Origin of the sequence: Streptomyces sp. NPDC053048 (assembly GCF_044547045.1) — a bacterium.
Classification (GTDB): Bacteria; Actinomycetota; Actinomycetes; order Streptomycetales; family Streptomycetaceae; genus Streptomyces.
Map to the genome: position 1 here is coordinate 189,207 of NZ_JBITZS010000009.1, position 20,798 is coordinate 210,004.

Genomic DNA, 20,798 nt, shown 5'->3' on the forward strand with positions numbered 1-20,798 from the left:
CTCCTACGCGGAGAGCGGGCCGGCTACGCGGAGAGCGGGCCGGCCGTCTCCTCGGTGGCGCTGTCGAGGTCCGGGTAGACGTCGAAGAGGCGGCGCACGCCCAGCGCCGCGAGCACCCTGTTGACGTGCGAGCCCTCGACCGCGCCCTGGGCGGGCAGGATCAGCCGCAGCCGCCCCTGACAGGAGCGCATCAGGCGCCGGGCGGCGATCAGCACCCCCACCCCGCTGGAGTCGCAGAAACGCACTTCGCCGAGGTCGAGCACCAGACTCCGCCGACCGTCCGCGACAGCGTCGTGCACATGCTGCCGGACGGAGGGTGAGGTCACCAGATCCATCTCGCCGCAGACCTGGAGCACGGCCCAGTCCCCCTGCTCGTGCTCCAACACCTTCAACGTCACGCGCTCGAGCCCCTTCACTCGGTCTGTCGTTCCTATGGAATGGACCCTTCCGCGGTGTGGCTGCCTGGCGCTTCCCCCGTGGGGCGCCGCGTGAAACACCGCAGTCTCGGACGCGGTACAAGCCGACCACTGTTGAGCCTATGCCCAGCTCGAACGCCGAATCCCCCTAGATCCGGTCACACCCGCATAACACATCGGCACATTCGGCCACGTACGATCGGTACCGATCGCGCAGATCGACCCAAAGTGACGGTGGCAATACCATGCGCTGCAGGGGCCCGGCGGGTGCTTCCCGGGTTTCGCCCCAAACGCTCGTGCGCTGTCGGACCCGGCCGATACATTCGGTGACAAGGGCGTACAGCAGTACGTACGGAGGGGGCCGAGCATGACGACCGACGCACCACCGCGCTGGGACCGCAAGATGCAGCAGCGGCTCGCCCACGGCGAGGCCGCCGCGCTCGGCGAGCTCTACGACCGCTTCCCCTCCCTCGTGCACGGTTTGGCCCACCGCATCCTCGACGACGAGGCGGGCGCCGACCGCGTCACGCGCGAGGTGTTCTCCCACGTCTGGGAGCACCCCGAGGAGTACGACCCCCGCCAGGGCCCGCTGCGCTCCTGGATCGCCGGGCTCGCCCGCCGGCACGCCGTCAGCCGGCTGCGGCGCACCCACGACGACGGCGAGCGGTCGGCCGCCGAGATCGAGGAGAAGGTCCGCGCCGCCTCCGCCGCCGCCCGCGCCGACTACATCGTCACCTCCATGCCCGCGCCCCTGCGGGCCGCCCTGGACCTCGCCTACTTCCGCCGCCTGGACTACCGCCAGACGGCCGCCCGGCTGGGCGTCACGGAGGACGAGGCCCGGCGCAGGCTCCGGCTCGGTTTACAGCTGCTGTCGACCGCCCACGACGCGCCCCGCGCGGTCTCGCCGCCCGGCGGTGAGGCGGCGGTGCGATGAGCACGGCACCCCGGCCGGACGACGACGGCGCCGCGCGGACGTCCCCCGCGCGCGTGCCGCGAACGCGCGCCCCGCGCTCCCACCCGGTGCTCAAGTCACTGCTGGGCGCCTGGGCGCTGGCCGCCTGCTCGGCCGAGGAGACCGCCGCCGTCGAGAGCCATCTCACCGACTGCGCCGGCTGCGCGGAGGAGGCCGTCCGGCTGCGCGACGCGGTCGCCCTGCTGCACCCCGAGGACGGGCTCGACCTCGACCCCACCCTGCGCTCACGGGTGCTGGCGGGCGCCCTGGTGCGCCGGCCCGCCCGGATCCCCGTCCCCGGCTGGGCCGCGCCCTACGAGGCGGAGACCGCCCGCCTCGACGCCCTGCTGCACGACATCGGCGAGACGGAATGGCACACGCCGGTGCGCCTCAACCGGCCCGACGGACGGCGCTCCCCGGAACGCGACATCACGGTGGCCGGCGTCATCGGCCACCTGACGGCCGTGGACGGCATCGTGGCCGAGGCCCTGGGCCTGGCCGGGGCGCGCGAGCCGGCGCCCGCCGACGGGCCGGACGAGCACGGCCGGGCCCACGAGGCGGAGTGTCCGGGCGAAGCGCCGCCCTCGCGGATCCACGCGGCCTGGCGCGAGCAGGGCCGCTCGCTGATACGGACCGTCTCCTTCGGCGGCGGCCGCGTGGCCGGCCTGACGGTGGAGTACGGGCCCTTCGGCCTGCCGCTGCGCGACGCCCTCCTGGAGCGCGCGTTCGGCTGCTGGGTGCACGCGGGGAACATCGCGGACGCCATCGACTACCCGTACGAGCCGCCGTCCTCGCCGCACCTCCACGACATGATCGACCTCGCGGCCCGGATGCTGCCCACCGCCATCGCCGGGCGGCGCCGCGCGGGCCTGGCCCCGCCGCCGCGCACCCTCGTCGCGGCCGGTACGCCGGGCCGCGCCCTGCACCTGGAGATCGAGGGACGCGGCGGCGGCCACTGGTACATCGCTCTCGACTCCCCCGGTGCGATCGGCAGCCGGGAGGGCGAGGTCGCCCATGTGGCGCTCGACGGCGTCGAGTTCTGCCGGCTGGCAGCGGGCCACGTCGCACCGGAGGAAGCTGCCGCGGGCTCCCTCGGCGACGCGGAAGCGGTGCGCGACGTCCTGTACGCGACGGCGTCACTGACGCGCATCTGACGCAGATCGACACGCGTCCGACGGGCCTGGGTCCTAGGCGAAGACCACCGTACGGGTGCCGTTGAGCAGCACCCGGTGCTCGCTGTGCCACTTCACGGCACGCGCCAGCGCCTGGCACTCCACGTCGCGGCCGATGGCCACCAGCTGCTCCGGCGTCACCTCGTGACCGACGCGCTCGACCTCCTGCTCGATGATCGGGCCCTCATCGAGGTCGGCGGTGACGTAGTGCGCGGTGGCACCGATCAGCTTCACACCCCGCGCGTGCGCCTGGTGGTACGGCTTCGCGCCCTTGAAGCTCGGCAGGAAGGAGTGGTGGATGTTGATGATCCGGCCGGCCAGCGCCTTGCAGAGGTCGTCGGAGAGGACCTGCATGTAGCGCGCCAGCACCACCAGCTCGACGTTCTCGGCCTGCACGAGCTCGAGCAGCTTCGCCTCGGACTCGGCCTTGTTCTCCTTCGTCACCGGAATGTGATGGAAGGGGACGCCGTAGGAGCCGACGAGCTCGGCGAAGTCGGTGTGGTTGGAGACGACGGCCGCGATCTCCACCGGGAGCGCCCCGATCCGGGAGCGGAAGAGCAGGTCGTTGAGGCAGTGCCCGAACTTGGACACCATCAGCACGATCCGCATCTTCTCGTCCGCGCGGTGCATCTGCCAGTCCATGGCGAAGGAGTCGCCGATCGCCGCGAAGCTGGCCCGCAGCTTCTCCAGCGTCACCGGCTCGTCGGCACTGAAGTGCACGCGCATGAAGAACAGGCCCGTGTCACGGTCACCGAACTGCCGGCTGTCCTCGATGTTGCAGCCGGTCATGAAGAGATAGCTGGACACCGCGTGCACGATGCCCTGCTTGTCAGGACAGGAGAGGGTGAGGACGTACTGGGCTTGCTGTTCGGTGGCCATAGCCCAATAGCGTCGCACACCCGCGGCCCCCTCATGACCGCCGGGCGCTCAGACCCTGGTCAGCTGCGCCAGGACGTCCAGCGAGCGCGGCGGCACGTCCGGATCGTCCCCGTCGCCCGCCGCCAGCCGGACGTGCGCCTCGCGGGCCGCCCGTACCGCCTCCGCCCAGCCGTGGTGCTCCAGGTACGCCGAGACCGGCGCGTCCGCCCCCACCTGGTGCATGATCCGCAGGACCCGCAGCACGGCGACGTCGACCAGCGCGGCCTCGCCCGAGTCCCGGAAGACCGTGCCGACGTACTTCTCCGCCGACCAGTTGTCCAGCCAGGTGTCCTCGACGAGCCGGTAGACGGCGTCGGTCACATCCCCGTACCCCTCGCGGCCCGCGAGCCAGCACTCCCGCTGGAAGACCGGGTCCGAGAGCATGTGCAGCGCCGAGCGCACGTTCGTACGCCAGCGCCACCACGGCATGTCATTGAGCGGCATACCGTCCATGGTGGTCGAGCGGCGGCCGCGACGGGAAGACTTCTCTGAACCCTGCACAGCAATCGATCGTACGTTCCCGTCCGGCGCCCCGCCCCGCCGGGCCGGGACGAAACCTCACAGCTGTGTCCACTCGCGCTGCGTCAGCCCGAACTTCCTCGCGATCGGGTTCCACAGGTCGGCCGCCTTCTTCTTCGCGGCGGTCGCCTCCTTGCTGGCCCGGTCGCCGGCCGCGCTGTCGCGCGTCGGGCGGGCGTGGCCCTTCACGCAGCCCTTCTTGCCCTCGACCTGGTCCGACCAGTCCGCGTAGTACTTGTCGGCCGCCGCCGACTGCTGCCACGCCCGCTTGAGCTGGGCCGTCAGCTCGGCGTGGTCGGGCAGCTTGTCCACCGGGGTCCGGCCCAGGCGCTCGACCAGCTCGTTGCGCTGCTTCGCCGCGCCCTTGAGGGCGGACTCGGACTTGTCGAGGTCCTTGCAGTCCTTGATCGAGTCGACGGCCTTGACGACGGCGTCACGGCTCTTGTTGCTGTCCTTCAGCAGGTTGTCCAGCGCCTTGGCCTGCGCCTCGACCGCCGGGTCGGCGGACTTGGACGGTGCCGCGGTGCTCGGGGCGGGCGTCGGCTCCCCGGCCGAGGGGGAGGGGGCCGCACTCGCCACGGCGGCGTTCTGCGGGGCGTCCTGCGGACCGTCTCCCCCACCGCCGCTGAGCAGTGCCCCGGCACCCAGACCCGCCACCGCGCAGCCCGCGACGACGGCCGTGATCAGCACGGCGGGCTTCTTGCGGCGCGACGGCTGCGAGCCGTGCGGGGCCTGCGGGCTGTGGTGCGCGTGCGGGCCGTGCGGGCCGTGCGGGCCCTGGGGGCCGTGCGGCGCCGGCGCCGGGGCCGCCTGCGGCGGCTTCGCCCGCCGCCGCCCGGTCGCGGCCTCGGGCGTCACCTCCGCCGGTACGGGCGGGAGCTGCTGGGTCGGCGTGGCGGCGCGGAAGAGCGTGTCGAACTCGGCGGGCGGAGGGCGCTCACCCGGGTGTGCCATCACCGTGAAGGGCGACGCGCCGCCGGGGGCGGGGGTGACGGGGGCGGGGCTGCCCGGCGCGCCGCCGACGGGCGGCATCAGGGCGGTGGCGGCGGAGTCGCCGGGGGCGGCCGGCGTGTTGCCGACCGGCGGGAGGACGGTCGTGGCCGCCGCGTCGCCGGGGCCCGGGGTGTTGCCGACGGGCGGCAGGACGGTCGTGGCGGCGAAGTCGCCGGGACCCGGGGCGCGGTGGGCGCCGGGGACGACGGGCGGCAGGAAGGCCGTCGCCTCCGCGTCCACGGACGGGGGCGGCGGGGCCGGGGTCTCGTCCTCGTTGACCACCGGCGGCAGGTACTGGGTGGCCGGGGCGTCGTCGTCGGCCGGTCCCGGCCGGCCGGGCGGGACGACGAAGGGCGGTGCGGTCACCGCGCCGCCGCTCACAGGCGGCAGGAAGGCGGTCGCCCCGTCGTCCGGCGAACGCATGGGCCCGGCGCCGCCGACGGGCGGGAGGAGGGCCGTGGCGTCGGCATCCGACGGGCGCACCGGCGCGGCGGCACCGAAGCCCGCACCGCCGACGGGCGGCAGGAAGGCCGTGGCCTCCGCATCGGCCGAAGGGGACGAAGGGGGTGCCGCGTGGCGGCCACCGGGCGGGGGCCGCATCAACTGCGTGGCCTCGGAGGCCGATTCCGGCACCGGGCCGGGGGCCTGGCCGAGTCCCTGGCCGGGGCGGCCGGGCACATCCCGTATCTCCCCTATATCGCCCACATCGCGTATGCCGGGTATGGAACCGCCCGGAGGAGGCACCGGAGGCGCCGGCGGCATGGGTGGCACGGGCGGCACCGTTGGCGCGTACGGGGCAGCGGGGGCGGCGGTGAACGGCGTTGACGGAAGGGGCGTTCCCGGCAGGGGGGCCGCGCCCATCGGCGGGAGGTACCGCGTGGCCTCGGAGTCACCGCCCGGGGAGGTCTCCGCGGGAAGCTCGGCGCCGGGGCCCCAAGGGGCGCCAGGCAGGGGGGCGGCAGGCCGTGCGGGGGGAGCCGCGGGGCGCTGCGGCTCGTTTCCCTCTCCGCTCTGCGTCACCGGGACTCCTCAGGCTGTAACGGGACTTACGCAATCGGCCGCTCACGGTACCGGGTCGCCCCGGCGCTCGGCCACGCACCGCCCGTTCAGCCGCTTCCGGCGGCAATCGTCCCAGGTCACAGCAGGTTCGCGGCAGGTCGCGGCAGGTCTGCGGGCACCGCGGGGGCCTCCCGTGGTCCCCGGGCACCCCAGGCCGCGGAGTGGCCGTCCGGTCATCGGCGGCACCGACGTGCCCGACCGGACATCCGGGCCTGGGGCACTTCCCTACGCCGCCTGCATCTCCATCCGTGTCCCGAACTCCCTCACCACCGGCTCGTCGCGGTACGGCTCGAGCCGCTGCTGGAAGTCGTCCAGGTACTCCGCGCCCCGGTTGGAGCGCAGCGTGCCCAGCAGTTCCAGGGCCCGGGTGCCGGTGACGCAGGCCTCCTCCACCTCGCGCTGCTGGACGTGGGCCGTGGCCAGCAGCAGCAGATCGATCGCCCGGCGCCGCACCCGGCCCGTCGGATGGACGGCCAGCGCGTCCTCCGCGTGCCGCCGCGCCGGTTCGGCCTGGCCCAGATCACGGTGACAGTGGGCCAGTTCGTCCGAGAGGTAGGCCCGGTCGAAGTGACGGATCCACGGCGGGTCGTCGCCGGAGTCCTGGCCGTTGTCGGCGGCCTCGAGCCGGGAGACGGCCCGGCTCGCGACCACCTGGCAGGAACGCGCGTCGCCGAGCAGCGCGTGCCCGCGGGCCTCGGCGGCGTAGAACATCGCCTCCGCGCGGGGGGTGACATGCCCCCGCGCCCCCTCCTGAGCGGCCTTGGCGAGCTGCGCGATCTCCCTGGGGTTGCCCAGGGACGCGGCGAGGTGGCTCATGCTGGCGGCCAGCACATAGCCGCCGTAGCCGCGGTCGCCCGCGGCCTGGGCCAGCCGCAGCGCCTGGATGTAGTAGCGCTGGGCGAGTCCGGGCTGGCCGGTGTCGACGGCCATGTAGCCCGCCAGCTCCGTCAGCCGCGCCACGGCCGCGAACAGGTCGCGTCCGACGGCCTCCCGGTACGAGCCCGCCAGCAGCCCGGAGACGACGCTGTTGAGGTAGTGGACCACCACGGGACGCACGTGCCCGCTGCCGTAGCGGTGGTCGAGCTCGACGAGCGCGTCCGTGGTGGCCCGGACCGCCTCGACGTCCGACGGGCCCACGCGCGCCCCCGCGCTCCGGGCGACCTGCGGGTCGGCGGCGGTGATCAGCCAGTCGCGGCTGGGCTCGACCAGCGCCGAGGAGGCCACCGACGTCCCGCTGAGGAAGTCACGGCGGCCGACGTCGCTGCGCCACAGCTCGCAGACCTGCTCGATCGCGCCGAGGACGGTCGGGGAGAACTGCAGCCCGACGCCCGAGGCGAGGTTCTTGCCATTGGCCATACCGATCTCGTCGATGGTCACCGAACGGCCCAGCTTGCGGCCCAGCGCCTCGGCGATGACCGCCGGCGCCCGGCCCCGCGGCTGCTGGCCGCGCAGCCAGCGGGCCACGGACGTCTTGTCGTACCGCAGGTCCAGACCGTGCTCGGCGCCGCACATGTTGACCCGGCGCGCCAACCCGGCATTGGAACAGCCGGCTTCCTGAATGAGCGCCTGCAGCCGTTCGTTCGGCTGCCGCGCCACGAGTGGCCGTGCGGCCATGCTCAACCCCCAGAGACTGCTATGCGATCGCGATGTGGTCCCCGTCGCGGTCCGCTTCCTGGTCCGCTTCGTGGTCCGCGTCGTGCGGACCGACCGTTCCGGCTGTGAACCCCTTCTCCTGTGATCTTTGCCCCCCTGATATGCCGAGAATGCAGGACTTGCCGGTATTGGCATCAATAGCGGCAATGACCTGGTCAGTCACACGCCGCCCAGGTGGCTACCCCTTCGCGGCGGCGAACTTGTCCCTGCGCCCCCGCACATGCATCCGTGCGCCCCGTGTGCTGTTACCGGCAGGTGCGAGGAGCCTGTGCCAGAGCCGTAACCCCTGGTGACAAGGGCAGTTGAGCTGGGCGTGGAAGAGACCATCGGAGTAGCGGCCCCGCATATCCCCCAACAGCGCGGTGAGCGCGTGCTGGACGCGGCGGCGAGGTATGCGGAGGACCGGCACTGGGACGTTTTCCCCGGCACCTGGCTGGAGGCGAGAGGCGGCCGGGAGCACTGCTCCTGCGGCGAGCCCGCCTGCCCGGCGCCCGGCGCGCATCCCGCCCGGCCCGACTGGGCGACGCAGGCCACGGGAAGCGCGTCCACGGCGCGGCGCATGTGGACGAAGCAGCCCCGCGCCTCGATCCTGCTGCCCACCGGCCGCACCTTCGATGCCCTGGACGTCTCGGAGTCCGCCGGGTTCCTGGCGCTGGCCCGCATGGAGCGCATGGAGATCCAGCTGGGGCCGATCACGTGCACCCCGTTCCGGCGGATGCTGTTCTTCGTCCTGCCCGGCGGCGCCGTGAAGGTCGCCGACCAGGCCCGCAAGCTCGGCTGGGCGCCCTCCACCCTCGACCTCGTGGCCCGCGGCGAGGGCGACTACGTGGTCGCTCCCCCCACCCGCATCGGCAGCCGCGGCCCGGTCCAGTGGGCACGCCAGCCCACCGCCGCCAACCGCTGGCTCCCCGACGCCGAGGAGCTGGTCAGCGCGCTCGCCTACGCCTGCGGGCGCGAGGCAGCGATGGCCCGCGGCCGCTGACCGGAACGGCCGCCGGGCATCTGTCCGAACCCCCCGTCACGCACCGGTCCGGTACCCGGCCGAACATCCGCCACCGAAAACTGCTGACATTCGTCACCTCCCCGCCCTTCGCGTCCCCCCTATGGTGGATCCGGGGGGCGGGGCTGTTTCTTCGTTCGTCCCCCAGGCACCGCATCACGGGGATGAAGGAAGAGCACAGTGGAAGCAGTGGGGCAGGGCGCGGCACCCGCGGTCCGTATCGACGGCCTGTGGAAGAGGTTCGGCGAACAGGTCGCGGTCGCCGGAGTCGATCTCGAGATCCCGGCGGGGCGGTTCATCGGCCTCGTGGGCCCCAACGGGGCGGGCAAGACGACCACCCTGTCCATGGTCACCGGCCTGCTGCGCCCGGACTCGGGCCGCGTCCTGATCGGCGGCCACGACGTCTGGCAGGACCCGGCCGCGGTCAAGGCCCGCATCGGTGTACTTCCCGAAGGGCTGCGGATGTTCGAGCGCCTGTCCGGGCTCGAACTCCTCGCGTACACGGGCCGGCTGCGCGGCCTGCCCGGCGACGAGGTCGACAAGCGGGCCGCCCAGCTCCTGGAGGTCCTCGACCTCGCCGGCTCGCAGCACAAGCTCGTCATCGACTACTCCACCGGCATGCGCAAGAAGATCGGCCTGGCCGCCGCGCTGCTGCACAACCCCGAAGTCCTCTTCCTCGACGAGCCGTTCGAAGGCGTCGACCCGGTCTCCGCCCAGACCATCCGCAAGGTGCTCGAGCGCTACACCGCCTCGGGGGCGACGGTCGTCTTCTCCAGCCACGTCATGGAGCTGGTGGAGTCCCTGTGCTCCTGGGTCGCGGTGATGGCCGGGGGCCGGATCCGCGCCCACGGCCCGCTCGCGGACGTCCGTGGCGACGCCCCCACCCTGCAGGACGCCTTCCTCGAACTGGTCGGCGTACGCGGCGCGGCGGACGGCGACGGCCTCGACTGGCTGGGCGGCGGCGCCCGATGAGCACCGCGTCCGCCCCCTCCGGGTCCGCTCCCTCCACCACGGCGGTCTTCGTCCGGCTGAAGCTGTCACTGCTGCGCAACGGCCTGCGGCAGTCCGCCGGGCGCAAGGCCGTGTGGATCACCTCCGTCGTCCTGGTCTCGCTCTACGCCGCGCTGCAGCTCCTCGGGCTGATCGTGCTGCGCGGGCACGCCCACATCGGTGCCCTGGCCGTGTGCATGGCGGCGCTGCTCGCCTTCGCCTGGGCGGTGGTGCCGCTGTTCTTCCCCGCCGGCGACGAGACCATGGACCCCACCCGGCTGGTGATGCTGCCGCTGCGGCCCACCCCGATGATGGTGGGCCTGCTGGCCGCGTCCCTGGTGGGCATCGGCCCCGGCTTCACGCTGTCGATGCTGACCGGCGCGGTGATCGCCAGTGCGCACGGCGCCGCGGCCTTCGCCGTCGGCGTCCTGGCGGCGCCGCTGGCGCTGCTGGTCTGCCTGGCCCTGGCACGGGCCGTCGCCACCGCCAACGTCCGCCTGCTCACCAGCCGCAAGGGCCGTGACCTGGCACTGCTCAGCGGCCTGATCATCGGCGTGGGCGGTCAGCTCGTCAATCTCGGCATGCAGCGGCTCAGCGGCGCCGGAATGGGCCGGCTGGAGCCGGTGGCCGACGTACTGCGCTGGATACCGCCCGGCTCCGCGCTGGACGCCGTGCGGGCCGCGAGCGAGGGCTCCTACGGGCGGGCCGCCGCCGGGCTGGCCCTGACGGCGGCCGCGCTCGCCGCCCTGCTGTGGTGGTGGCAGCGCAGCCTGACGAAGGTGATGACCTCGCCCGACTCCTCCACCATCGGGGCCGCGACGACCAGGCCCGGCAAGGCGCCTACGGGCGGCAAGGGCCTGGCCGGGCTGCTGCCGGCCGGGCGCACGGGCGCCGTCATGCACCGCTCGCTGCGCTACATATGGCGGGATCCGAAGACCAAGGCGTCCTGGGTCTCCGGCCTCGCGGTGGGCGCGCTGGTGCCGGTCGTCAACGCGGCGCAGGGCGCGGAAAGCGTCTGGTTCGCCCTGTTCGCCCCGACCATGCTCGGCCTGCAGATGTACAACCAGTTCGGGCAGGACAGCTCGGCGTTCTGGATGGTGCTGCAGACGATCGGCTCCCGGCAGGACGCCTACGCCGAGCTGCGTGCCAGGGCGCTGGCCTTCACCCTGATATCCGTGCCCTATGTGACGCTCGTGGTCACCGGCACGGCGGCGTTCACGGGTAAGTGGTGGGACTGGGCGGAGGTGCTGGGGCTGTCGCTGGCCCTGCTGGGCGCGCTCTTCGCCACCGGGGCGCTCGCCTCGGTGCTCGCCCCGTACTCGATACCGCAGGACAGCGGCTTCAAGAACGTCGCGCCGGGGCAGGGGGCCCTCGCCTGGTTCGGGATGCTGGGCGCGCTGGTGGGTGCCGTGCTGTGCGCCCCGCTGGGCGCCCTGACGATCTGGCTGCACATCGCGGGGGCACACGGCCTGCTGTGGATCCTGCTGCCGCTGGGCGCCGGCTACGGCGTGCTGACGGCCTGGCTGGGACTGCGGCTCGCCGCGCCCCGGGCGGTGGCACGGCTGCCGGAGATCCTCGCGGCGGTCAGCAAGGGCTGACCCGGGGGCGGCGGGCTCGGCAGCAGGCTCGGCGGCCCCAGCGGCCCCGCCGGCCCACCGGCCCGGTCACTGCTCGAAGGCCCGCTCCACATAGCCGTCGGGGCGGACGAGCAGGGTGGTGCGGAGGGGGTCGGCGCGGGTGACCGTGGTGACGCCCTCCTCGTCCTTGCCGTCCACGCCGCGCGGCAGGACGCGGACGTAGGTGCCGGCGCGCAGCGCCTCGTAGAGGCGTGACGGGCCGTCGGCCGTCTCCGCCAGCGGCAGGTCGGGGGCGCGGTGGCCGATGAGCGGGTGGGCGCCCGGCGGGGCCGGGTAGCTGATGCCGATGCCGGAGATGAAGCCCACGCCCCGGTCGGTCACGAAGGGCGCGCGGAGGGCGGCGCGGCCGACCACGTTGCGCAGCGCGCGGGTGACCGGGCTGGCGGCCAGGACGGTGCGGACGAGGGTGCCGCTGACGCGCAGCACCATCGTGCCCACGGGGTGGCGCTCGTCGTGGTAGGTGTCGAGGAGCCGGTCGTCGCCCCGCCCGTCGAGGGCGGCCGCCAGCTTCCAGCCGAGGTTGGCGGCGTCCTGCAGGCCGGTGTTCATCCCGAGGCCACCGGCGGGCGAGTGGACGTGCGCGGCGTCGCCGGCGAGGAAGACGCGGCCGTCGCGGTAGCGCGGCACCTGGCGTTCGTCGCTGTGGAAGCGCGAGGTCCAGCGGGGTTCGCGCATGCCGAAGTCCTTGCCGAAGGCGCCGCGGACGACGTACCGGAGGTTCTCGAAGTCGACGGGTGCGCTCGAGGGCTGGTCGGCGCCGCGCTCCCAGGCGATGACGCGGAACCAGCCGTCGCCGAAGGGGGCGACGAAGGCGAAGCCCTCGGCGGTGCCGTTGAAGGCGGGCACCTCCTCGGGGGCGGCGTCCATGCGCACGTCGGCGAGCATGACCGACCGCAGGACGGCCCGGCCGGGGAACGGCATCCCGATGGCCTGGCGGACGGCGCTGCGCACCCCGTCCGCGCCGACGGCGTAGCGGGCGCGCAGGGTGCCGGTGGCGCCGCCCTCCTCGGTCGGCTCGATGTCCACGTCGACGCCGTCCGGGTCCTGGCGCAGGCCCGTCACCCGTGCCCCGCGCCGGATCTCGGCACCGGCGGCGACGGCCCGTTCCTCCAGCAGCGCCTCCAGTTCGTACTGCGGGGTGATGAGGACGCCCGGGAAGCGGGTGTCGATCCTGCTCAGGTCGAGGCGGGTGTTGCCGAAGAGGCGTACGCCGGGCACGAAGGTGCCGGTGGCGATCAGTCGTTCGGCCAGCGCGCGGGCGTCGAGGACCTCCAGGGTGCGGGCCTGGACGGCGAAGGCCCGGGTGAGGTTGGACTCCTGGGCGCGCTTCTCCAGGACGACGACGCGCACTCCGGCGGTCGCGAGATCGCCCGCCAGCAGCAGGCCCGTGGGGCCGGCGCCGACGACCAGGACGTCCGCTGAGGTTTCGGTACGTGGGGACATGACTGCTCCCGAGGTCCGGCTGCGGTGTGGCTGCGTACTGCTGCCCGTACTGCCAGTGGACACCCGGCACCAGGATTATGTCAACGGTCGTTGAATTAAATCGGGCATGCCGTCCACTACCCCCGGCCTACGCCGGCACGGCCGCCTCCAGAAAAGGCTCGGTGACCCGGCGCCAGCCGTCGGGCCGGTCGTAGTGGATCAGGTGGCCCCCGTCCGGGACCTCGGCGTAGCGGCCGCGCGGCAGGACCCGGACCATCTCCTGGGCCTCGGCCCGGCCCAGCGCCCCGTCCAGCCCGCGCACCACCAGGGCCGGGCACTCCACCAGCGCCAGCTCCTCCCAGTGCGCGTCATGCGCGTAGCCCTCCCGGGCCTGCAGCATCTGGCGGCGGAAGAACAGCGGGCGCCAGCCGTCGGCCCGCTCGGCCATCACCTCGGCGTAGAAATCACCACGGGCGGGCACGGGGCGCTCCAGCGTCGGGTCGTCCTCGCCGAACCACCTGCGGACGTCCGCGAGCGTCGCGAAGGGCACCGGCCAGGACTTGAACCACTCGCTCCACTCGCGCTGGGTGGCCGCGCCCAGGGCGGAGGCCCGCATGTCGGTGATGACCAGGGCCCGGACGAGGTCGGGCCGGCGGGCGGCCAGCTGCCACGCGGTGAGGGCGCCCATGGCGTGGCCGATGAGGGTGACGGGCGCGAGGCCGAGCTGCTCGACCGCGGCCTCGGCGTCGGCGACATATGCCTCGCGGGCGTAGGGGCCGCCGACCGGCTTGTCGCTGCGGCCGTGGCCCCGCTGGTCGAGGGCGACGGTGCGGTAGCGCCCGGAGAGCCAGCGGGCGGTGTCCGCCCAGTGCGCCGCGCGGCCCAGCAGGCCGTGCAGGAGCAGCACCCCGCCCTCGCCGCAGCGCCCGGATCCGTCGTCCCGGCCGGCGCAGCGACCCGCGCGGCGGCCCGTGCCGCCCGCCTTCGGCGGTTCGGCGAACTCCCAGGCGGCGAGCCGTACTCCACCGCTACCGGTCACTTCGATACGCCGCACCATGAGCCCTGGCACCCCCTCGTCTTCCCCCGAGCAGCCCAACCCTATGGAACTTCCATTCGAATGAACCGTTGTCGCGCGCAACACCCCTCGTTCGAGTGACCGGGCGGCAGGATTGACCGCCTGTGCCAAGGGGAGGAATCGACCTGGGCGCGGACCGCTCGGGGAAGAAGGTCCGCGAGGCGCACCCTGGGAGCTCGGGGCTCCGGGTCGCCACGGGGGAAAACGGGGAGGTGGGGCCCCGGCTGCCCGTGAGGGCGCCGGGGCCCTTTTCCGGTCCGGTCGCCCGTCCCCCGGCCGCCCGCCATCCGATCCCCTCCCCCGGCCGCTCGGCGCGCATATGCGCATCGGCACTCAGCGCCAGCGTGTCACGCCTCGGGCCCGAGCGCGCCGATTCCGTCGCGGCTCGGCAGGTTTACGTAACCGGCTGTACGTACCCGGCGCGGCCGGGTGTTCCCCGGCGTCGAGGCCGGTCAGCGCTTGGCGACGAAGACGTGGGAGGCGATTTCGGAGGCCAGCTCCGCGGCCTCACCACTGCTGCCCACCATCACCCCACCGGGCGACTCCGTCACACTGACCACAGCCCCCGGCTGGACGCCCGCGCGGCGCAGCGTGTACATCAGCTGGGCGTCGGTCTGGATCGGCTCGCCGATGCGGCGGACGACCACGGTCTTGCCCTCGGTGCCCGGCTCCAGGTCCATCAGGCTGACCATGCCGTCGTTGAGGAACGGGTCCGACTCGGACTTCTCGCCCAGCTCCTCCAGGCCCGGGATGGGGTTGCCGTACGGCGACTCGGTCGGGTGGCGCAGCAGCTCCAGCACCCGCCGCTCCACGGCCTCGCTCATCACGTGCTCCCAGCGGCAGGCCTCGGCGTGCACCTGCTCCCACTCCAGGCCGATCACGTCGACGAGCAGGCACTCGGCGAGCCGGTGCTTGCGCATCACGCGCGTGGCCAGCCGACGGCCCTCCTCGGTCAGCTCCAGATGCCGGTCGCCCGCGACGGAGACCAGGCCGTCCCGCTCCATGCGGGCCACCGTCTGGCTCACCGTCGGGCCGCTCTGGTCGAGCCGCTCGGCGATGCGGGCGCGCATGGGGACCACACCTTCCTCTTCCAGCTCAAGGATGGTGCGGAGATACATCTCCGTGGTGTCGATCAGTCCGGACATGCGGTGCCCCTCGAATAAGTCGTGCGCTGGCCCTGGACTCAATTCTGACGCATGCCACCGACAACGGGGCCGCGCACGCCGCCGCCCGCGCCCCCGTATTGACAGGGCCCAGGTCGAGACCGCAACGTGACGTCGAGCCGAACCGAGCCAAGGAGCCCCGCAGCGATGAGCGAGAACAAGCTTGCCGGGCAGTTCTTCGACGCCGCGATCGCCCTGCTGCGCCGGGTGCGCGACGAGGAGGACGAGCGCATCGCCGCCGCCGGGGCCGCCCTCGCCGACACCGTGGCGGACGGCGGCCGCCTCTTCGTCTTCGGCGCCGGCCACTCCTCGCTCGCCGCCCAGGACGTCGTCTACCGGGCGGGCGGGCTCGCCCTGATGAACCTGCTGGCCGTGCCGGGCGTCGTCGGCATCGACGTCATGCCCGCCACGCTCGGCAGCGCCCTGGAGCGCGTGGACGGGCTGGCCGGGGCCGTCCTGGACACCAGTCCCGCGCAGCCCGGCGACGCACTGATCGTCATCTCCCTGTCCGGGCGCAACTCGCTGCCGGTGGAGATGGCCATGAACGCCCGCGCCCTCGGCCTCAAGGTCATCGGCATCACCTCGCTCGCCTACGCCGAGCACACCCGGTCACGGCACGTGTCCGGAACGTTCCTCAAGGACCACTGCGACATCGTCATCGACACCAAGATCGGAACGGGCGACGCCGAGCTGTCGGCCGACGGCATCGCGGCACCGTTCGGCCCCGCGTCCACGGTCGTCGGCAGCGCGGTGGTCCAGGCCGTCGTGGCCACGGCCGCCGGCGAACTCGCCGCACGGGGCATCGACCCGCCGATGCTGCGCTCGGGGAACGTCGACGGGGGCCACGAGTGGAACGGCCGGGTGCTGAGCGAGTACGGGGACCGGATCTTCTTCCGGCACTAGGGGGTGTGCGGGCCCGCCCCGCGACTCCCTACCCCGCCACCGCCACCGCCAGGTCGATCGAGGCGGCGACGCGCGAGGCGATGTCCTCCGCGTAGATCGCGTCCGACCGGTCGAACGCCCGGCGCGACGCCCCGCGCAGGAACGTCACCACCCCCACCGTCCGCCCCCGGCTGCGCAGCGCCGTCGACAGCGCGTGCCGCGTGCCGTCGGGCCACTTGCGGGCCGCCGCCCAGCCCTCGCTGCGGTCCGCGGCCGCCCGTACCGACCCGCAGCGCTCGACCGCCTGCAGGGCCGGGTGGCCGTCCATGTACGGGACGGGGAGCCCGCCGCCGGCGGAGCTCTGGCCGGGCGTCCCGGCGGGCGCCGTCGCCGCTCGGATCAGCCGGATGGGCCCCTCCGGATCGGCCTCGGGGTCCGGCAGCAGATCGATCAGGGCGTGGTCGGCGAAGCCCGCGAGGGCGAAGTCCATGTAGAGGGCCGCGGCCTCCATCGGGTCCTCGCACTCGGCCACGGCCCGCCCCGCGCGGTGCAGCTGACTGCCCCGGAACCGCAGCCGGGCGCTCTCCTGTTCGGCCAGCCGCGTCTTGGTCACGTCCAGGAACAGCCAGGCCACCCCCAGCGGCACCGGCTCCTCCACCAGCGGGGTGGCCAGCCGCAGGAAGCCGCTGCGCCAGCAGCGGCGCTCCGCCGTCGCCGCGCCGCTCGCGTGGTCGCGCACCGTCACCCACAGCTCGGTGGGCGCGGGCGGCGCCCCGGCCGCCAGTACGTGCTGCAACGCGCCCTCGAGCTCCTCCATGCCCTGGTCAAGCAGCTCGCCCAGGGGGCGCCCGAGCAGCGCCGCGCGACTGGTGCGCAGCAGCCGCGCCGCGTGCGCGTTGGCCAGGGCGGGGCGCAGGTCCGCGTCGACGAGCACCACGCCCCACGCCGAGGCCTCGCCGAACAGCGCCTCGCTCAGCGCGACCGACCGCTCGAGGTCGATCTGCGTGTGCACCTCGCTGAACGCGCAGTACACGCCTGCCGGACGGCCGTCCGCGCCCGGCACGGCCGAGGACTGGACGCGCACCAGCACCCGTCCGCCCTCCTTGGTGAGCAGCGCGAACTCGTCCACCTGCCGCCGGCCCGGCGCCTTCATCACGCCCAGCAGCCGGCCGGTGATCTCCTCCGCGTCCGCCTCGCGCACCGCCCAGCCCGCCAGGCCCCGCCGCCCGACGGCCTCCCGCGCGGACCAGCCGAGTATCCGTTCGGCCTCGCGGTTCCAGTGGGTGACCGTGCCGTCCGCGTCGAACGCGCACAGTGCGGCGTCCATGCCGTCGAGAAGGGCCGCGAGGAGGTCGTGGTCGTCGCCGTCCGCCGCTCCCTGACGGGCGGGACCGGACTGGTGTGGAGCGGTCACGAGGTACCCCCTGCTGGACGCGTCTGCGGGTGAAGCATGCGCTGCATGTCCTGCACGAGCGGCATTCAACTCGACACCGGCGGGCACCACACCGCGTTCGGTGAAATCCATGCGCGGAGAAATTCGCTTGTCCCTCCCGGAACGCCTTCCTAGGCTGTGCCGTACACGAGAAGGGAGGTGGTTCGGGACATGATTTCTTTCCGGACGCGTGAGGTGACTGCGGGCTAGCGCCCGTCGTCGCGCACAGCGCAACGCCGGCCCCGCCGGCCAATCCCAAGCAGTCACCCGATCCGTGGGCCGCCGAGTCGTCCGCTCGGCCCGTCGCCCCTGCGTGCCGCAGGGGGATGGAGCAGGCCCACGGATCGTCTGCGTTCAGGGGACCTGCGAGCCGGGGGCCCGGAGGGTGCCCGCTACGGGCACAGCCGCTCCACCCGCCAGCCCTCGTCGCCCTCGCCGTCGGTGCGCACGTACCGCAGCCGGTCGTGGAGCCGGTTCGCCCGGCCCTGCCAGAACTCCACCGTCGACGCCGTCACCCGGAAGCCGCCCCAGTGCGGCGGTACCGGCACCGGCTCGCCCTCCGGGTAGCGGGCCGCCATCCGCTCGTACGCCGCGTCCAGCTCGGCGCGCGAGGCGGCCACCGCCGACTGCTCGCTCGCCCAGGCGCCGATCTGCGAGCCGTAGGGGCGGGAGCGGAAGTACACGGCCGTCTCCTCGCGGGAGATCCGTTCGGCCGTGCCCGTCACCACCACCTGCCGGGCGAGCGGGTACCAGGGGAAGAGCAGCGACACATGGGGGTTGGCCGCGATCTCCCGGGCCTTGCGCGAGCCGTAGTTGGTGTAGAAGACGAAGCCGCGCTCGTCGTAGCCCTTCAGCAGCACGGTCCGCGAGCTGGGTCGGCCGGACGCGTCCGCCGTGGAGACCACCATGGCGTTGGGCTCGTGCAGCGCCTCCGCGGCCGCCTCGGCGAACCAGCGCGCGAACTGCCGGTACGGGCCGGGCGCCAGGTCGGCCTCCGCGACGCCCTCGAACTGGTAGTGGGCGCGCATCGCGGCCAGGTCGTGCTCGTGCTCGAAGGCGTCGGGCAGGGAGCCGCCGGGCTCGGAGGCCCCGGGACGGGGATCGTCGGTGCGGGCGTCGTCGGTGTGGGACACGGCCACATCTTGCAGGACCGGACGGGCCCGGAGAAGTCCCGGACCCCGCGTTGTGCCCCGTGGCACCCACCCGTAACCCTGCCGGCCCCGGAAGGGCGGTGTGCCGGACATCACCTTCCCCCGCAGGCGGCGAACCCACCGAAATCACCAGGCGAACGGCCGTGGCACGGGATGCCACCCGCTATCGTGTCCGGCCCGGAGACGGCACCGCCTTTCTGCGGTGGCCGGGTGAACCACCGGGTGAAATACCGCCGCACGGGGCATGACCGCTTTTGACCGGGACGGACCGCGAGCCGCGCACACGGGCCCGGTCGGCAGTCGCGTGTCGAACACATCATGAGGAGCCGCCTGATGTCCGACTTCGTACCCGGACTCGAAGGAGTCGTCGCGTTCGAGACGGAGATCGCCGAACCCGACAAGGAAGGCGGCTCGCTCCGCTACCGAGGCGTCGACATCGAGGACCTGGTGGGCAACGTCTCCTTCGGGAACGTCTGGGGCCTGCTGGTCGACGGCTCCTTCAACCCCGGCCTGCCGCCGGCCGAGCCCTTCCCCATCCCCGTCCACTCCGGCGACATCCGCGTCGACGTCCAGTCGGCACTGGCGATGCTGGCCCCCGTGTGGGGCCTCAAGCCCCTCCTCGACATCGACGAGGCCACCGCCCGCGACAACCTCGCGCGGGCCGCCGTGATGGCCCTGTCGTACGTCGCCCAGTCGGCCCGCGGCCAGGGACTGCCGATGGTGCCGCAGAAGGAGATCGACAAGGCGGAGACCGTCGTCGAGCGCTTCATGAAGCGCTGGCGCGGCGAGCCCGACCCCCGGCACGTCAAGGCCGTCGACGCCTACTGGACCTCGGCCGCCGAGCACGGCATGAACGCCTCCACGTTCACCGCCCGCGTCATCGCCTCCACCGGCGCCGACGTGGCGGCGGCGCTCTCGGGCGCGGTCGGCGCCATGTCCGGCCCGCTGCACGGCGGCGCGCCCTCCCGCGTGCTCGGCATGATCGAGGAGATCGAACGCACGGGCGACGCCGTCGCCTACGTCAAGGGAGCGCTCGACCGCGGCGAGCGCCTGATGGGCTTCGGCCACCGCGTCTACCGCGCCGAGGACCCGCGCGCCCGCGTGCTGCGTCGTACGGCCGAGGAACTGGGCGCGCCGCGCTTCGAGGTCGCGCTGGCGCTGGAGAAGGCCGCGCTGGAGGAGCTGCACAACCGCCGTCCCGACCGGGTGCTGGCCACCAACGTCGAGTTCTGGGCCGCCATCGTCCTGGACTTCGCGGAGGTGCCCGCGCACATGTTCACGTCGATGTTCACGTGCGCCCGTACGGCGGGCTGGAGCGCCCACATCCTGGAGCAGAAGCGCACCGGCCGTCTCGTGCGGCCTTCGGCGCGTTACGTCGGCCCCGGTCCGCGCGATCCGCGCGAGGTCGAGGGCTATGCGGACATCGTGGGCTGAGCCGGCCCCTGACCGGAGAGAACCGGTCGACGTCCGAAGAAGAATTTCGCGCCGGCCCGCAAGAGGCTCGGGGGACTCGGCGCAACAGCCGCTGACATCCCCGCGACCGTTCCGGTCCGCGGGGCCCAGCGGTGCCCCCCCCTGGAGGCAGAAGCCTCCGCACCGCCACGACGTAGGGCAGTTCAGTTCCGCGCGGCCCCCTCGGCGCCGGCGGCGCCTCGCGCGCCGTCGGCGCACACCGCGTCGACCAGGGTCCGCCCGTACCCCACGAGACTCTCCCTCAGCCGGGCCCGGCCCTCCGGAGTGCACGACTCCGACCCCGCCATCAGGCGTCGCTGCTGTTCGGCCACGAACGGCCAGGACGCGACGGCGATCAGCGACAGGAGCAGGTGGGCGGCCTCCCGGGGGTCGTCGATGCCGAGCACACCGGCGAGCTTGCGGCCCTTGCCGAGGTAGTAGGCCTCCCGTTCCTCCTGGCCCGGGAAGTCGTTCGCCCCGTAGTGCAGGCCCTCCCAGGCGATCAGCCGCGCCAGGTCGCTGCTGCGCGCGTGGTAGTCGAAGACGACCCCGACGTACTCCCGCATCGCCTCGATCGTCTCGGGGATCGGGACCTGTTCCGCGAGGTCCTTGTAGGTATCGCTGATGACTGCGGCGAACATGCCCTCCTTGCTGCCGAAGTTCGGATAGATGCGCTGTTTGTTGACGCCCGACAGCTCCGCGATGCGGTCGACGCGGGCGCCGGCGATGCCGTGTTCGGCGAACTCCGTCCGCGCCGCGTCGATCAGCTTTCGACGCGTCAGCTCAGATCTGCTTGTAGACACGGATCAAGTATAGAGACCAAGCAACCATCTAGTTGGTTCAAAGGGAGGGTAAAGAACCAACCAGATGGTTGCACTGGCCTGGTTTCGCCCTCTACCTTGATCGTCATCG

18 protein-coding genes are annotated in these 20,798 nt (G+C 73.4%); 7 read left to right on the forward strand and 11 right to left on the reverse strand.

Annotated features, from left to right (window positions below; translation table 11 throughout):
* Positions 1 to 23 precede the first annotated feature (23 nt).
* Positions 24 to 398, reverse strand: coding sequence for an STAS domain-containing protein (locus ACIG36_RS24620; protein ID WP_399931670.1), 375 nt, complete (start codon positions 396 to 398; stop codon positions 24 to 26).
* Positions 399 to 783: 385 nt separating this feature from the next.
* Here ACIG36_RS24620 and ACIG36_RS24625 point away from each other — a divergent pair, with 385 nt between their 5' ends.
* Both ACIG36_RS24625 and ACIG36_RS24630 read left to right on the forward strand, forming a co-directional pair.
* Positions 784 to 1,350 (forward strand): sigma-70 family RNA polymerase sigma factor, encoded by a 567-nt coding sequence (locus tag ACIG36_RS24625; protein ID WP_399931673.1) that lies wholly within the window; start codon positions 784 to 786, stop codon positions 1,348 to 1,350.
* Entirely contained in the window at positions 1,347 to 2,522 is a 1,176-nt protein-coding gene (locus tag ACIG36_RS24630) for an anti-sigma factor family protein (RefSeq protein ID WP_399931675.1), read from the forward strand. Before ACIG36_RS24625 ends, ACIG36_RS24630 begins: the two co-directional genes overlap by 4 nt.
* A 33-nt stretch (positions 2,523 to 2,555) precedes the next feature.
* Here ACIG36_RS24630 and purU read toward each other — a convergent pair whose 3' ends face one another.
* From purU to ACIG36_RS24650, 4 genes are all read right to left on the reverse strand, one after another.
* Entirely contained in the window at positions 2,556 to 3,419 is an 864-nt protein-coding gene (purU, locus tag ACIG36_RS24635; RefSeq protein WP_399931677.1) for a formyltetrahydrofolate deformylase, read from the reverse strand.
* A 48-nt stretch (positions 3,420 to 3,467) separates the two neighbouring features.
* Entirely contained in the window at positions 3,468 to 3,911 is a 444-nt protein-coding gene (locus tag ACIG36_RS24640; protein WP_399931680.1) for a hypothetical protein, read from the reverse strand.
* A 105-nt stretch (positions 3,912 to 4,016) separates the two neighbouring features.
* Positions 4,017 to 5,648 carry a hypothetical protein gene (locus tag ACIG36_RS24645; RefSeq protein ID WP_399931683.1) on the reverse strand — a complete coding sequence of 544 codons (1,632 nt, stop codon included), beginning with the start codon at positions 5,646 to 5,648 and terminating at the stop codon, positions 4,017 to 4,019.
* Between the two features lie 606 nt (positions 5,649 to 6,254).
* Complete coding sequence (locus tag ACIG36_RS24650; protein ID WP_399931686.1) at positions 6,255 to 7,643, reverse strand: transcriptional regulator; 1,389 nt, start codon at positions 7,641 to 7,643, stop codon at positions 6,255 to 6,257.
* A 352-nt stretch (positions 7,644 to 7,995) separates the two neighbouring features.
* Here ACIG36_RS24650 and ACIG36_RS24655 point away from each other — a divergent pair, with 352 nt between their 5' ends.
* From ACIG36_RS24655 to ACIG36_RS24665, 3 genes are all read left to right on the forward strand, one after another.
* Positions 7,996 to 8,664 (forward strand): bifunctional DNA primase/polymerase, encoded by a 669-nt coding sequence (locus ACIG36_RS24655; RefSeq protein ID WP_399931688.1) that lies wholly within the window; start codon positions 7,996 to 7,998, stop codon positions 8,662 to 8,664.
* 198 nt (positions 8,665 to 8,862) lie between these two features.
* Positions 8,863 to 9,654, forward strand: coding sequence for an ABC transporter ATP-binding protein (locus ACIG36_RS24660; protein WP_399931691.1), 792 nt, complete (start codon positions 8,863 to 8,865; stop codon positions 9,652 to 9,654).
* Positions 9,651 to 11,270: a transporter gene (locus ACIG36_RS24665; protein ID WP_399931693.1), complete on the forward strand. Its 1,620-nt coding sequence runs from the start codon at positions 9,651 to 9,653 to the stop codon at positions 11,268 to 11,270. The genes ACIG36_RS24660 and ACIG36_RS24665 overlap by 4 nt, the downstream gene beginning before the upstream one ends.
* 66 nt (positions 11,271 to 11,336) lie before the next feature.
* On the opposite strand, the gene ACIG36_RS24670 is transcribed toward ACIG36_RS24665, so the two are convergent.
* The 3 genes from ACIG36_RS24670 to ACIG36_RS24680 all read right to left on the reverse strand — a co-directional run bounded on the left by ACIG36_RS24670 (position 11,337) and on the right by ACIG36_RS24680 (position 14,951).
* The gene (locus ACIG36_RS24670) at positions 11,337 to 12,752 is read right to left on the reverse strand and encodes an FAD-dependent monooxygenase (protein WP_399931696.1); all 1,416 of its coding nucleotides are present in this window, start codon (positions 12,750 to 12,752) and stop codon (positions 11,337 to 11,339) included.
* A gap of 127 nt (positions 12,753 to 12,879) precedes the next feature.
* Positions 12,880 to 13,788, reverse strand: coding sequence for an alpha/beta fold hydrolase (locus tag ACIG36_RS24675; protein ID WP_399931700.1), 909 nt, complete (start codon positions 13,786 to 13,788; stop codon positions 12,880 to 12,882).
* Between the two features lie 470 nt (positions 13,789 to 14,258).
* Positions 14,259 to 14,951: a metal-dependent transcriptional regulator gene (locus ACIG36_RS24680; protein ID WP_399931703.1), complete on the reverse strand. Its 693-nt coding sequence runs from the start codon at positions 14,949 to 14,951 to the stop codon at positions 14,259 to 14,261.
* A gap of 165 nt (positions 14,952 to 15,116) precedes the next feature.
* Here ACIG36_RS24680 and ACIG36_RS24685 point away from each other — a divergent pair, with 165 nt between their 5' ends.
* Entirely contained in the window at positions 15,117 to 15,872 is a 756-nt protein-coding gene (locus tag ACIG36_RS24685; protein ID WP_399931706.1) for an SIS domain-containing protein, read from the forward strand.
* 28 nt (positions 15,873 to 15,900) lie between these two features.
* On the opposite strand, the gene ACIG36_RS24690 is transcribed toward ACIG36_RS24685, so the two are convergent.
* A complete protein-coding gene (locus ACIG36_RS24690; RefSeq protein ID WP_399931709.1) occupies positions 15,901 to 17,265 on the reverse strand; it encodes a PAS domain-containing protein in 1,365 nt (454 codons plus the stop codon).
* Positions 17,266 to 17,675: 410 nt separating this feature from the next.
* Positions 17,676 to 18,350, reverse strand: coding sequence for a pyridoxamine 5'-phosphate oxidase (gene pdxH / locus ACIG36_RS24695; RefSeq protein ID WP_399932300.1), 675 nt, complete (start codon positions 18,348 to 18,350; stop codon positions 17,676 to 17,678).
* A 417-nt stretch (positions 18,351 to 18,767) separates the two neighbouring features.
* Between pdxH and ACIG36_RS24700 the strand changes: the two genes are divergently transcribed.
* Positions 18,768 to 19,868: a citrate synthase 2 gene (locus ACIG36_RS24700; protein ID WP_399931712.1), complete on the forward strand. Its 1,101-nt coding sequence runs from the start codon at positions 18,768 to 18,770 to the stop codon at positions 19,866 to 19,868.
* Positions 19,869 to 20,050: 182 nt separating this feature from the next.
* Here the strand turns inward: ACIG36_RS24700 and ACIG36_RS24705 are convergent, their stop codons facing one another.
* The gene (locus tag ACIG36_RS24705) at positions 20,051 to 20,689 is read right to left on the reverse strand and encodes a TetR/AcrR family transcriptional regulator (RefSeq protein WP_399931715.1); all 639 of its coding nucleotides are present in this window, start codon (positions 20,687 to 20,689) and stop codon (positions 20,051 to 20,053) included.
* Positions 20,690 to 20,798 lie beyond the last annotated feature (109 nt).